Source organism: Clostridium sp. (assembly GCF_051278035.1).
Classification (GTDB): domain Bacteria; phylum Bacillota; class Clostridia; order Clostridiales; family Clostridiaceae; genus Clostridium_AD.
Genome location: NZ_JBNMNU010000023.1, coordinates 19,996 through 33,698, shown reverse-complemented (window position 1 = coordinate 33,698; position 13,703 = coordinate 19,996). Strand labels below are relative to the sequence as shown.

At 31.8% G+C, this 13,703-nt stretch carries 11 protein-coding genes and 1 other RNA gene; 2 read left to right on the top strand and 10 right to left on the bottom strand.

What is annotated here, in order from left to right:
- Positions 1–378: 378 nt before the first annotated feature.
- A complete protein-coding gene (locus ACJAX4_RS05465; RefSeq protein ID WP_435788444.1) occupies positions 379–1,197 on the top strand; it encodes an FTR1 family iron permease in 819 nt (272 codons plus the stop codon).
- Between the two features lie 335 nt (positions 1,198–1,532).
- Here ACJAX4_RS05465 and ssrA read toward each other — a convergent pair.
- From ssrA to ACJAX4_RS05440, 5 genes are all read right to left on the bottom strand, one after another.
- Positions 1,533–1,886, bottom strand: a transfer-messenger RNA (tmRNA) gene (gene ssrA, locus ACJAX4_RS05460).
- A gap of 192 nt (positions 1,887–2,078) precedes the next feature.
- Complete coding sequence (gene smpB, locus ACJAX4_RS05455; RefSeq protein WP_435788443.1) at positions 2,079–2,546, bottom strand: SsrA-binding protein SmpB; 468 nt, start codon at positions 2,544–2,546, stop codon at positions 2,079–2,081.
- Between the two features lie 145 nt (positions 2,547–2,691).
- Positions 2,692–4,872, bottom strand: a complete 2,181-nt coding sequence (gene rnr / locus ACJAX4_RS05450; protein WP_435788442.1) for a ribonuclease R — start codon at positions 4,870–4,872, stop codon at positions 2,692–2,694.
- Positions 4,873–5,364: 492 nt separating this feature from the next.
- Complete coding sequence (locus ACJAX4_RS05445) at positions 5,365–6,081, bottom strand: pseudouridine synthase (RefSeq protein ID WP_435788441.1); 717 nt, start codon at positions 6,079–6,081, stop codon at positions 5,365–5,367.
- 123 nt (positions 6,082–6,204) lie between these two features.
- On the bottom strand, positions 6,205–8,214 hold the full coding sequence (locus ACJAX4_RS05440; protein ID WP_435788440.1) for a triple tyrosine motif-containing protein: 2,010 nt from the start codon (positions 8,212–8,214) through the stop codon (positions 6,205–6,207).
- A gap of 283 nt (positions 8,215–8,497) precedes the next feature.
- Between ACJAX4_RS05440 and ACJAX4_RS05435 the strand changes: the two genes are divergently transcribed.
- Positions 8,498–8,680, top strand: a complete 183-nt coding sequence (locus ACJAX4_RS05435; RefSeq protein ID WP_435788439.1) for a hypothetical protein — start codon at positions 8,498–8,500, stop codon at positions 8,678–8,680.
- A 152-nt stretch (positions 8,681–8,832) separates the two neighbouring features.
- Here ACJAX4_RS05435 and ACJAX4_RS05430 read toward each other — a convergent pair whose 3' ends face one another.
- From ACJAX4_RS05430 to ACJAX4_RS05410, 5 genes are all read right to left on the bottom strand, one after another.
- On the bottom strand, positions 8,833–9,273 hold the full coding sequence (locus ACJAX4_RS05430; protein ID WP_435788438.1) for a YaiI/YqxD family protein: 441 nt from the start codon (positions 9,271–9,273) through the stop codon (positions 8,833–8,835).
- Positions 9,274–9,277: 4 nt separating this feature from the next.
- Positions 9,278–10,627: a glucose-6-phosphate isomerase gene (locus ACJAX4_RS05425; protein ID WP_435788437.1), complete on the bottom strand. Its 1,350-nt coding sequence runs from the start codon at positions 10,625–10,627 to the stop codon at positions 9,278–9,280.
- Between the two features lie 258 nt (positions 10,628–10,885).
- Positions 10,886–11,230 (bottom strand): hypothetical protein, encoded by a 345-nt coding sequence (locus ACJAX4_RS05420; protein ID WP_435788436.1) that lies wholly within the window; start codon positions 11,228–11,230, stop codon positions 10,886–10,888.
- A 1-nt stretch (position 11,231) separates the two neighbouring features.
- On the bottom strand, positions 11,232–11,591 hold the full coding sequence (locus ACJAX4_RS05415) for a PqqD family protein (protein ID WP_435788435.1): 360 nt from the start codon (positions 11,589–11,591) through the stop codon (positions 11,232–11,234).
- Positions 11,592–11,675: 84 nt separating this feature from the next.
- Positions 11,676–13,583: an OPT family oligopeptide transporter gene (locus tag ACJAX4_RS05410; protein WP_435788434.1), complete on the bottom strand. Its 1,908-nt coding sequence runs from the start codon at positions 13,581–13,583 to the stop codon at positions 11,676–11,678.
- Between the last annotated feature and the right edge of the window lie 120 nt (positions 13,584–13,703).

Sequence of the window (13,703 nt, the reverse complement as noted above, 5' to 3'; positions counted from 1 at the left end):
CTTGTCTTCAGCTAGTGGTTGGTAACTACAGACCCCCACAGTGGACTTTCACCACCTAGTTAATTGCCATGCCTGGCACACTAAGAAAACCCACAACTAATTAATTAGTTGTGGGTTTTAGTGGTGTAGGCGAACCGTACCTAACTATATCACTCTCCATTGAAAGAACTGAATCGTATTGGTAATTTCTAAGAATGGGTTGAATGCTATATTAAAGCATAATAATAAAATACAATTCACAATGAAGTATACCTTAGTCATTACCAAAATAATTATTACATAAAATAAAAGCTTTATACATTGACATAAATACAAATACACCTTATAATTAAATGAGAACGATTTTCAATATCATATGTTTAAAGGAGTGTTATATTAATGGAAAATTTTTTACCAGGACTAATTATGGGTTTTAGAGAAGGCCTTGAAGCTTTTTTAATTGTAGTAATTATACTTCAATATTTGAAAAAGAGCAGCAATACTACTTTTAGAAAAAATGCCTTTTCAGGTGCTTTATTTGGAATTTTAGCTTCAATAGGAATTGGTGGGATTTTATTCTCAATATCAAAATCTATTGATAAAATGGAACAATTATCTAAAGTGTGGGAAAGCTCAGCGAGCATTTTAGCACTAATATTAATAACTAGTTTTATCTATTGGATGATAAAACATGGAAGAAACATGGTTACCGAAGTTCAAAATCAAGTTAAAACTAATCTTTCAGCTTTTGGAATATTTAGTATTGCTTTTATTATGATTGCTCGTGAAGGTGCTGAAATTGCTATATTTACTTTTGCTGGTCAATATACTCTAATATCTATATTTTCAGGAGTTTTTGCAGCATTAATCTTTTCCACCTTAATTTATTTTTCTTTAGTAAATATAAATTTAAAAATATTATTTACTGTAACTTTAGCATATTTGATTTTACAATCTGGATTTTTACTAGGCTACGGCATTCACGAAGGGTTGTCTGCTTTAAATTCACTAAACATTATTGCAACTTCAAGTCCTTTGTTTACTAAAGCATTCGACCTATCCAAAACCATGTTTTACCATAAAGAAGGTGTAATAGGCCTTCCTCTTTACATTTTATTTGGTTGGTACTCAAAACCGGAAATAATACAATTTATTTTTCAATATGTATACACCTTCCTTTTGCTCTTTATCTGGCATAGAGAAGTTAAAAAACAGTAAAATTTTTAAAGGTATCTCAAAATGATTAAAAACATTTTGAGATACCTTATTTTTTTCTACATTAAATTAAGGAATCAAAGGCTTCTCATTTTTTTAGAAGTAGGTTTTGCGCAAGAGAACATAATGCCACTTTCAAGTGTATTGGCTCTCGTTCGTCTACGCTATACTACAAAAGGACAGTTTATTTATTTCATTAAGAATTAAAACCTGAGATCATAAAAATAAGCTACTCTACAACTTCATTGGCCAAGTTTATGGCTCACCTTTCATCCTTTACTCCTAATAAATTAAAAAATAAGAAAACCCACAACTAATTAATTAGTTGTGAGTTTTACTGGTGGAGGCGAGGGGTGTCGAACCCCTGTCCGAAAGTCATAACACCTAGGCATCTACGAGTGTAGTCAATACTTTAAATTTCCCTCTTCCTAACTCCTATTGACGGGATTTAGGCATTGGTAGCTTCATATTTTCCGTTTCCAGGTCAAAGCTTTCCCAGACTCGGTTCACCGCTGTCGGCGCCCTATCCTAAGTCGCGGTAATCAAAGGTAAGACGTAGCAGAACTAAGCTGCTAGTGCTAAATTATCGTTTGCGTTTAAATTGTCCCAATAGTTTTTTGACGCGGGTCCATAGGTTCCCTCGACTCGCTTCCTCGATGCAACGTACCCCCGTCGAAACCAAGTACGCCCCCTTATAGTCAAAAGATTATATTTTAATCTTTTGCTTCGCAATAATCATGAAACTTATTGCATATCTATAACGCAATTTTACATCTCTTTAATATTGTTAATTTATTGTGTTACTTACTATAAACCTAATGATACACCATATCGCAAGGTTTATCAAGTACTAATATTATGGATTTACGGTGCATTACTACCTTTTATCTCATTCTTTCTTTTATCTGTCTATCCATATCTCTCTTGGCATCTTTTTCAAGCAATGCATCTCTCTTATCATAATCTTTCTTACCTCTAACAATACCTAAATTAACTTTTACTTTAGTATTTTTAAGATAAAGTGATAATGGAACTAATGTATAACCCTTTTGAGCCGTAAATCTTACTAGTTTATCTATTTGTTCTTTGTGAAGCAATAGCTTTCTGACTCTTAATGGATCAGCATTAAATTGATTCCCATTTTCATAATGACTAATATGCATATTTTTAATAAACACTTCACCATTTATAACATCTGCATAACTATCTTTTAAGTTAGCTTTTCCGGATCTAATGGACTTAACCTCTGTACCAACAAGCGCTATGCCAGCTTCCATTGCTTCCTCTATAAAATAATCATGTCTTGCTTTTCTATTTTCTACTAATGTCTTATTTTTATTATCCTTTGCCATAATCTCACCTACTTTATTGTTATCATTATACTATATTATACATTTCATTTCAAGATTATATAAACTATCTTCTATTATACTATTTAAACAAAATAAACAGAAGAGGGTACAATTCCCCTTCTGTATTTTATTCTACTACAGCGTCTTATTCCTTAATAAGCTCATCTAGCTCATTAACTGAATATTTCTCTGGGTGCTCTTCTTGTTCTTCATCACCTTTTATAAAATCAAAATAAACCTCATGAGAAGTTAAATCCACTCTACTAACTATTATCTTCACTTCTTCTCCTAGTTTATACATTTTTTTAGTTCTCTCTCCAATTAACATTAAATGTTTTTCGTCAAATACATAGTAATCATCATCCAAACTAGTCATATGGACTAATCCTTCTATAGTATTAGGGAGTTCCACAAAGAGTCCAAAATTAGTTACTGAAGAAATGATACCTTTAAATTCTTGCCCAATTCTCTCGCTCATGTATTCTGCTTTCTTTAAGTCATCTACTTCTCTCTCAGCTTCCATAGCTACTCTTTCCATATCTGAGGATTGTTTTGATGCTATTTCTACTTCTTTTCTTAATTTCTCTGTTCTTTTTTCACTTAAGCCTCCATTTATAACCTCTTTAATTATCCTATGGATTTCTAAGTCAGGATACCTTCTAATCGGTGATGTAAAGTGGCAATAATATTTTGCTGCTAAACCGAAATGACCACTACATTCCGGATAATATTTTGCCTTCATCATAGAACGAAGTAAAAGCGTACTTAGCACCATCTCTTCCTTTTTCCCTTTTACTTTTGCTATTACTTCTTGAAGCATTCTAGGATGTATGTCCTTTGCCCACTTCATAGAGTATCCTAAGTTATGTGCAAATTCACTAAAAAGAATTAATTTCTCTTCATCTGGATCCTCATGGATTCTATAAACAAATGGTACATTGAGCCAGAACATATGCTCAGCTACAGTTTCATTAGCCGATAGCATAAATTCCTCAACAATTCTATTTGCAATAGCTCTTTCATAAGGTACAATATCTACAGGTTTTCCAGATTCATTTAAAATTATCTTACATTCATCAAAATCAAAATCTATAGCGCCTCTTGCCATTCTCTTTTGGTTAAGGATGCTACATAACTCTTCCATATGTTTAAAATCTTCATATAAGTAATCATACTTTTTTATTGTTTCGGCGTCTTTTTCTCTTAATATTTTTGTGACGTCAGTGTAAGTCATTCTCTCATTAGTCTTTATAATGGTTTCTAATATCTCATGGTCTACAATTTTACCATTCTTATCTATTTCCATAAAGCAAGTAAGAGTTAACCTATCCAATTTAGGATTCAAACTACAAACTCCATTAGAGAGTTTTTTAGGAAGCATTGGTATAACCCTATCTATTAAGTATACTGAAGTCGCTCTTTTTAAAGCTTCTACGTCTAAAACACTTTTCTCTTTAGCGTAGTGAGAAACGTCAGCTATATGGACTCCTAAGCGATAATTGCCACTCTCCAAAATTTCAATAGATACCGCGTCATCTAAATCTTTAGCGTCTTCTCCATCTATAGTTACCATACGTAAATCTCTTAAATCTGTTCTCCTTGCATATTGTTCTTGTGGAATTTTATCAACTATATTTGCAGCAAAAGCTTCAACATTTGGTGGAAACTCTTCTGGCAGATGATGTTTTTTAATTACAGTTAATATATCAATACCCGTGTCCCCTTTGCCACCGAGAATTTCAACGATTCTCCCCTCAGGATTTCTTCTTTGTTCTGGCCACTGAGTTATTTCGGTTATTACTATTTGACCTGTTTTAGCACCATTTCTTTCAGCTTTCGGGATAAATATATCCTGACCAATCCTCTTATCATCCGCTACCACAAACCCAAAATTTTTACTATCCTCATAAGTTCCTATTATTGTTTTATTACCATGTTCAAGTATTCTTGTAATTTCACCTTCACATTTCTTACCTTTATTTTCTTCTTTTAATATTTTTGCAATAACTGTGTCGCCATTCATCGCGCCATTAACATTATCAGCTGTAATAAATATATCAGGTCTTTCTTCCTGAGCTATCACAAATCCAAATCCTCTTTGGTGCCCTTGAAATTTACCAATTACTAGACCCATCTTCTGTGGAATACCATAATGCTCAGTTCGCGTTTTAACTATATCACCTTTCTCTTCCATTGCAGCGAGTAAAGTTGCAAACTCTTTCATGTCACCTTTCTTAATGTCAAACACTTTAGAGAGTTCTTTTATATTCATAGGTTTGTACGCTTGCTCTGTCATAAAATTTATTAAAGTATCTTTTACCACCATTAGTGCTCCTCCTATCTAACTTTCTATATTTTCGAATTTTTATAAGCCATACTTATTAACATTCATCTTTAAAAAGAATTTTATTTTAAATTATTCTTGTATTACTATAATTACTCACTTTCATTATAGTACAAAAAATTGGTCTAGTATATAGTACTATTATAGTTATATACTTCCCTAGTATCTATTAAAAAATGCCTACATTAAATAGTTATATTTAATGTAGGCATTTTGTCGAAATATAATATTTTATCATTTGTTTACGAAAATTGACTTTTATAAAAGTAAAACAGCCCTTGGGGTTGGGCTGTTTTACAACAAATAAAAAGGGGGCTATTTATCTCTTTATTTATCTTTGCACCTTAATTATATTAAATTTCGCTAAGATTTGCAAGCGTTTTTGCAAATCTTATTGTAAATTTTCTTTAAATCGAAGTCTCTTTATTCATACTATATTCATTTTTGCCATATTGAATGATGATTTTAATCAGATTAAACCTGTTTCAATAAATTTATCTCTGACTCAGACAACTCTCTGTATTCACCCTCCGCTAAACTTTCGTCCAGTTTTAATGGTCCAAAACTCATTCTTCTTAAAAATACAACGTTCTTGTCTACACTTTCAAACATTCTTTTTACCTGATGGAATTTACCTTCTTGAATGGTGACCATGACCTCGGCTCCATTTTCATCTGATTTTAATACTTCTAGTATTGCTGGCATACATTTATATTCGTCTTGTAATATAACACCTTTTCTAAAGGTATCAATATCCTTTGCCTCTATAGGTTTATTAATTTCAGCATAGTACACCTTATCCACATGATTCTTAGGCGCAATCAGCTTATGATTTAATTCACCATCATTGGTAATTAATAAAAGTCCAACCGTGTCTTTATCTAGTCGTCCTATTGGGAATGGCTTAAATGCATGATATTCAATGTCTATTAAATCAATTACAGTTTCATCATAATTATCTACAGTAGCCGAAACCACGCCAACTGGTTTATTCATAAGTAAATATATATTTTTTCTGTATTTAATTTCTTCACCAGACACCTTTATTATAGCATTTTCCGGATCGATCTTCGTAGTATTATCAGTTACTATGATTTCATCAATCTCTATTTTTCCTTTCTTAAGTAATGCCTTAACTTCTTTTCTTGTACCATGACCTAAATTTGATAATATCTTGTCTATTCTTTCCATTTATCTTCATCTCCTTAAATATTTCACAAAGCCACTAATTATAGTTTCTCTACTATCTATAATTTATATAATAAATATATAAACTATTGCTCATAAAAAAAACAGCCTTTAAAAGCTGTTTTTTTATTCGTTAACTTCTATCTCTAGTATATCATAATCTTCATACGAAATACTCTTATAAAAGCTTTTTGCTAAGACTAGAATTCTGTAAATACCTTTAGTAAAAGGCATAAAAGTATAATCATTTTTTCTACTAAACTTTTGTACTAAGTTCCAGTCCCCTTTTTCCATAAGATAGAACTCATATACAACGCTTGATCCACCACGATTTTCTGTCTCGACTGTTATTGCTTCATTAACCATAAATTTTGTCCTATCACACAAAATCATTGTATTGGTTACAGGCACGGTATCATGAACTTCTATTTTTATTTCCCTCTTACTATCATAATTATTTGTACTATCTTTATTTTTAACTTCAATTTCTATCAAATAAGTCCCACTACATTTAGGTTTAAGTTCATAATTTTTATGTTCCACAAAGTTTGTTTGTTCTACAATATGACCATTTATTTTAAGTTTATAATTTATAAGGATGTTTTTCGTATTTTCAGATATAATTTCCAGCGGGACAGTATCTCCCACCATATAATAATCCCTTGGTGGAATTAATACATATTGAATTTTAGCGGGTATAGACTCTAACGCTTCAATATATATTACTGCATGACAATCAAATTCTCTTTTTGAATACTTATCCTTTACTCTTATCTCCAGTTTAAATTTTCCATTTTCCTCTGGAGTAAAGTCTACAAAATCATGTGTTCCAAATTCAATTTTCTCTATTTCCTTTTCATTCTTAAATACTATAAAACTATATCTTAAAGATATTCCACCTGTTGCTCTAACTTTTACATTTATAGCTTCACCTATTAGTACAGTATTTTTCTTATTCAAAATTATGTCCTCTATAACTACATTACCACTGACTATATCATCAATTATAAAATCTAAAGAAGCTTGTTTTTCATATTCTCCCTCAAATGATGAATCTTTCACCCACAAAAGTACTTTATATTCTCCAGCCTCTGTTGGCGTCCATGTGTAATTGTTTTTCTTAGTATAACAAGAATCCTCAGGGTAATTTCCATGAATCTTAAATTTATACATTAACTCTTTTCCGCCATTTGCCATGCATCTAAACGTAATAGGGGTATTGCATATCTGCGGGGAACTTAAATCACTAGTTAAACTATATATACCTATTTCCGCGTATGGAGCTACGCTATAATAAATCAGTGCTCTATCATCAAATTCATTCAGAGAATACATATCCTTCGCCATACACAGCAGCTTATAGTCCCCCTTATTTTCTTCATTATAGCTGACTATTTTTTTTGTTGAATAATCTTGTATACAAACGCTACTTCCCTCAGAACTGATTTTTATAAACTTGTATAATACCATTCTATTATCCTCATGTGTTGCCTCTACCTCAAAAACTAGTTCTTCTCCTTCTAGTAATTCCACCGAGGTTAAACATTTAAGTCTAATAATTTGCAAGGATTGTACAGCTCCTACATTAAATTTTATGTTTTTAAAGTCATCAAAAGTTTTTTCAGAATCTAAGTTCTTACATTCTACCAAAAACTCTTGATTGCCTGAATATTTTGACGTAAAAATTAGTTTGTTTTCTGGTGAATAATCCTTTACAAGTAGCCAATTCTCATTTTCACGTACCCAATATCTATACATAATAGGTATTTTTGTTCCTATGACTGTTAAGATTATTTTTTCACCTACCATTATTTCTGTTTTGTCTATGTAAATATCGCTTATTAACCTATCACAAGCCTTGCCCACTATATAATCTGTTTTTGACATATAATCAAAAGACTTGTTACTTTCCTTTCTTTTAGCTTGTACCATTACAGCATATCTACCCTCAATTTCAGGCTTCCATATAGCTATGCTATCTTCACGTAATTCTTTAATGGTAGTCCACATTCCCTCTAGAGCCACTAGAAATTTATATTCTAAATTTTCTTCTACTTTATTCTCAACACTTATTACAATCTCTTTATTATTTTCTTCAGGCTTTTCTAGGCTAAACAATATATTCATCTCATTCATTTAACTTCAACCACCTCTATAAATTAACTATACAATACAAAATAATTTCTAAAAAAATCAGTCTTGTACTAATTCATTATACTATAATACCATTATTTGTAACAGTAGAATGTTTTATTGTTTTATTTCATTTATAGACATAATTTCTCATTATTCATCTAAAAGTGAATCTTTCAAAATATTATATTATTTTATTGTAATAAATTTGTTATTATAAAATTAAAAATTATGCTAAAACTAAATGAAGATAGATTATCTAATAACTTATGAAAGGAGAAATATTATGACCCATAAAAAACTAGATCCTTATAATCCTGATTTTACTTATAAGAAAAAAGATATCACTGTCGATAAAGATAATGAAGCTGACTATCCTATATTGGAAGCAGTAAATAATGCAGCACTCTATCCCGAATCTATTAAAGATGATCTTGATATGGAACAGTTCAAGCCCTTAGAATTATAAAATTATTGCTTGTTTAACGAATCATCTATATAATTAACTAAATTTTTAGAGGGCTAAACAATTCAAAATTGCTTAGCCCTCTAAAATGCAACAAAAATAGTTGATAAATCTATTTTCCATATAACAAATGTTATTGTTCAATACTATTAATGCTATATTTTCGCTTTTATAATAAGTTTAAGTAAATTATTATAAAGCTTTTCATCGTCTTCATTAGTTCTTTTTTTAGGACCAGTGGTTTTCCCTCCACCACGCCTTGCCTTACTAGACATATGTCTCTCAAATAATAACTTATCGATATTAGTATCATCATATACATGCCCTTTGGGACCTATAGCATAGGCACCTTTGGCTAATACCATAGCAGCAACCCCAAAATCCTGAGTAATTACAATGTCACTTTTTTTTGCCTCATTAGCTACTTTCATATCCACACTTTGAAATCCACTATCTACATATCTTATTGAGGCATAATCACTGTTTAAAACATGATTAATATCACAATACATAATAAGTTCTATAGAGTTATCTTTAGCAGCTTTTTCTATTAGCTGTTTTCCAGGACAACCATCTGCATCTACAATAATTCTCATATCTCTAAAGCCTTTTTTCAAGTTCTACTTTTAATTCTTCGTATCCTGCTTTTCCAAGAAGAGCAAACATATTCTTCTTATATGCTTCAACTCCTGGCTGATTAAAAGGATTAACTCCTGATAAATATCCACTTATTGCGCAAGACTTTTCAAAGAAGTAAACTAAATGTCCAAAATTATATGCTGTTAACGCCGGTACATTTAGAATAATATTCGGTACATCTCCATCATTATGAGCAAGCACTGTTCCTTGAAAAGCTTTTTTGTTAACAAAATCCATAGTTTTACCTGCTAAAAAGTTAAGTCCATCCAAATCTTCAATTGCTTCTTCTATTACAAATTCTCTTCTTGGTTTTTCTACATTAATAACCGTTTCAAATATATTTCTTACACCTTCTTGAATATATTGTCCCATAGAATGTAAATCCGTAGAAAAATTAACCGCTGCTGGGAATATTCCCTTTTGGTCTTTTCCTTCACTCTCACCATAAAGTTGTTTCCACCACTCACCAAAGTATTGAAGTGCTGGTTCATAGTTAACTAAGATTTCTGTAACTTTTCCTTTTCTATATAGCGAATTTCTGGCAGCTGCATACTTATAACAATCATTATTATCTAAGTCATCATCGCTATATGCTTCTCTTGCATCCGCTGCACCCTTCATCATTTCGTTAATATTTATACCTGCTACAGCAATTGGAAGTAATCCAACAGGTGTTAACACTGTGAATCTTCCTCCTATGTCGTCTGGAATAACAAAAGTTTCATAACCTTCTGCATCCGCTAATTTTTTTAGAGCTCCTTTAGCCATATCTGTAGTAGCAAAAATCCTTTCTTTTGCTCCTTCTTTTCCATACTTTTTTTCTAATAATCCTTTAAATACTCTAAAAGCAATAGCTGGTTCTGTAGTAGTTCCTGATTTTGAAATTATATTCACAGAAAAATCTTTACCCTCTATAGCATCGATTAAGTCTGCCATATATGTAGAACTTATATTGTTTCCAGCAAAGAATATTGCAGGTGATTTCCTTTTTTCGCTTGAAATACTATTATAAAAGCTATGACTTAGCATCTCTATAGCTGCTCTAGACCCAAGGTATGATCCACCTATTCCTATTACTATTAAGACTTCAGAATTACCTCGTACCTTATCTGCCGCTTTCTTAATTCTTGCAAATTCAGATTTATCATAATTTAAAGGAAGATCGACCCATCCTGTAAACTCATTTCCCACACCTGTTTTATCGTGTAGCATTTTATGTGCAGTAGATACCATTGGTTGAAAGTAAGAAATTTCATGATCGCCTAAATACGGAATTGTCTTGCTTAAATCTAAAGATAAAATTTTTCCCATTGTTATTCCTCCTTGTTAGTCTTTTTGTATTGATACAATAATTAATTGTTTTATTTTTCTTATTGTTATGAACACTACTTAACTATTATTCACTATATTTTTTTTAATAACACACTTAATTCTAGTTTATTAGATTAAATAAATCAAGTGCTTTACTTCAATATGTTATTATTAGAATAATATGTTATAAATAAAAATAAAAACCATATTGAAACACTATAAAAATCTAAGTATCTCAGCATGGTTTTTTAATTTTTTCTATTTTAGGCAATATTTTTTAGGTCCCTTTTCTATAGCTTCAGTAATTATACCACTGTTTATCAAATTTTCTAGTATTGTCTTCGTAGCTATCTTTGAATTAGTAATCTGCATTCTATTTTTACTCCAAATTACAGTTCCCTTGGTTCCAGAGATGATTTCTTCTATTTCTTTTACAGTAATAGCTCCCTCTGTTTTCATTTTTTTTATTATTTTTCCTTCACATTTAATCCCTAACTTGCGATATAGTTCCTCAGCCTTCCTTTGCTGTTTTACATATCCCCATGAAAGCAAAAATGTAATAGTTACTCCAAGTAGTAGTACTTTTAAAATAAAAATAATCATATCAATCACTAACTTCTTTCAGTTTTATAAATTTGTTGTTTCTCAAAATATTAATATAGGTTCCCAGTCTCTGATATAGTGGCTCTGCCTTATCACCAAACTCTTTAATTAAGAGTTTCCCGATTTCTTCAATATTCCTTTGGTTGTCTATACCTTTCCATACGCAACTGCCCTGGGCATCTAAATCAATTTTCATTTCTTTTGGTGTTTTGAAAAACATCCTCACAGCCCTATCTAATAATCCATCCCTCATAACAATAATCTGAACCAAACCATCATCTTTTAATTCCCATTTTTGATCCATATTTTTGTAAGGTACCAATTTCAAATAATTAGCATTTTTCTTTATTTTTCTAGCCATGATTACACCTCGTATTTCATAAGTTTTAAAGAGGATATTAAAAATATCCTCTTTATATTATTTCTTATAACTAATTATTTTATTTTAAATCTTATCTTTCTTAAGTATAGAGTACTTAAGAAGTGAGAATACTAGAAGACCAAAGAAGAACAATGCTCCTATTTGTCCTAAATCAACACCAAGGTCAAGTTTCACATTAAATACTGCAAATACTGCAAGTAGTATACCTACTAACCCTTCACCGGCAATTAATCCAGAAGAATACAAAATTCCACAATCAATCTTATCTTTAATGTTATCTATTCCTTTACCTATTGCTTCTTGTTTTTTGTTTAATATTCCTCTAATGAGTCCACCCACCATGATAGGTGTACTTAAATGGATTGGAAGATATAGACCAATAGCTACTGGTAGCACTGGTAATCCCAATAATTCAAGTGCAACTCCGATACCTACACCAGCAAGTACAAGATTCCAAGGTAAGTTTCCACCCATAACGCCTTCAATAACTAACCTCATAAGTGTTGCTTGAGGTGCAGGCAATTCAGGTGAACCAAATCCCCATGCATTATTTAATAATATCAAAACACCACCTATAGCGAATGCTGCAGCTAATGCACCAATAAGTTCTCCATATTGTTGAAGTTTTGGTGTTGCTCCAACTAAGTAACCAGTTTTTAAGTCCTGGGATGTATCTCCTGCCATTGCAGCAATAATACAAATAACGGCACCTACTGATAATGTTGCAATCATACCTGCATGACCATCATTTCCAGTTGCCTTAAAAACGATAGCCGTAACAATAAGTGTAGCTATAGTCATTCCTGATACTGGATTTGAAGAACTTCCTACAAGACCAACGATTCTTGAGGAAACAGTTGCAAAAAAGAAACCAAAAATCGCAATTAGTATAGCACCAACAAGTCCTACTGGTATAATACTTGTCATCATCATAGCCAATATAACAGCTAAAACACCAATTATTACAAATTTCATTGGCATATCATTATCTGTTCTAATGGTACCTGTGCCATCACTTTTAGTAGAATAATCTTTCATGGCATCCCTAAATGTACTTATAATAAGTGGTATTGACTTGACCAAACTAAAAACACCACCGAATGCAACTGCTCCCGCACCTACATATCTTATATAATTATCCCAAATTCCCCAATAGTCTAGTTGAGATATTGGTACCGCTGCTGGGTACAAAATCACAACTCCCATGCTACCAATGTTTGTAATCAAAGGAATCAACGCAAACCATCCAATAACTGCTCCACCTAACATGTATGCAGAAATTTTAGGTCCAATGATAAATCCAACACCGAGTAATGCTGGTAAAACATCTGCCCCGATAGCTGCTCCTTGATAACCCGGAATAACAGTCTCTATTTCACTAGGAAATAATTTGAATCCGCCCGTAATAAATTTATATGCGGCACCAATTCCAAGTCCTATAAATGTAATTTTTGCTTTTTCTCCGCCCTCTTCTCCAGCAAGTAATACCTCAGCACAAGCTGTACCTTCTGGGTAAGGCAATGTTCCATGTTCTTTTACAATTAATGCTTTTCTTAATGGAACCATAAAAAGAACTCCAAGAATTCCTCCAGCTAAAGCGATGGCTGTTATGGTTAGTAGGCTTGGCGCACCCTCATTCCATTCTTCCATCCAAATAAACATGGCTGGCAATGTGAAAATTGCACCTGCCGCCAGAGATTCACCGGCTGATCCAATTGTTTGAACCATATTGTTCTCTAGTATGGATTCTTTTTTAAGAAGACCTCTAATAATTCCCATTGAAATTACCGCAGCAGGAATCGATGCACTAATTGTCATACCTACTTTTAATCCTAGATAAGCATTAGCCGCACCGAAAATAACTGAAATTAAAATACCAAGTAAAACTGCGGTCAGAGTAAATTCCGGTAAAACTTTATCCGCAGAAATATAAGGTTTAAATTCCTGCGCCACTTTTTTTTGTTCAGACATGATTGTCTCCCCCTTGTTTTTATAGAATTATATGCAGGAAATAATGCGTTTAAAAAATGATTACGGTTTCATAAATTCAATCCTCCATATATCTAATTACAATTATAATCATATTATTCT

Coding starts and splice junctions, on each gene's coding strand:
- ACJAX4_RS05465 (WP_435788444.1), top strand. CDS start 379: ATGGAAAATTTTTTACCAGGACTAATTATGGGTTTTAGAGAAGGCCTT.
- smpB (WP_435788443.1), bottom strand. CDS start 2,546: ATGGCAAAGGATAATAAAAATAAGACATTAGTAGAAAATAGAAAAGCA.
- rnr (WP_435788442.1), bottom strand. CDS start 4,872: ATGGTGGTAAAAGATACTTTAATAAATTTTATGACAGAGCAAGCGTAC.
- ACJAX4_RS05445 (WP_435788441.1), bottom strand. CDS start 6,081: ATGGAAAGAATAGACAAGATATTATCAAATTTAGGTCATGGTACAAGA.
- ACJAX4_RS05440 (WP_435788440.1), bottom strand. CDS start 8,214: ATGAATGAGATGAATATATTGTTTAGCCTAGAAAAGCCTGAAGAAAAT.
- ACJAX4_RS05435 (WP_435788439.1), top strand. CDS start 8,498: ATGACCCATAAAAAACTAGATCCTTATAATCCTGATTTTACTTATAAG.
- ACJAX4_RS05430 (WP_435788438.1), bottom strand. CDS start 9,273: ATGAGAATTATTGTAGATGCAGATGGTTGTCCTGGAAAACAGCTAATA.
- ACJAX4_RS05425 (WP_435788437.1), bottom strand. CDS start 10,627: ATGGGAAAAATTTTATCTTTAGATTTAAGCAAGACAATTCCGTATTTA.
- ACJAX4_RS05420 (WP_435788436.1), bottom strand. CDS start 11,230: ATGATTATTTTTATTTTAAAAGTACTACTACTTGGAGTAACTATTACA.
- ACJAX4_RS05415 (WP_435788435.1), bottom strand. CDS start 11,591: ATGGCTAGAAAAATAAAGAAAAATGCTAATTATTTGAAATTGGTACCT.
- ACJAX4_RS05410 (WP_435788434.1), bottom strand. CDS start 13,583: ATGTCTGAACAAAAAAAAGTGGCGCAGGAATTTAAACCTTATATTTCT.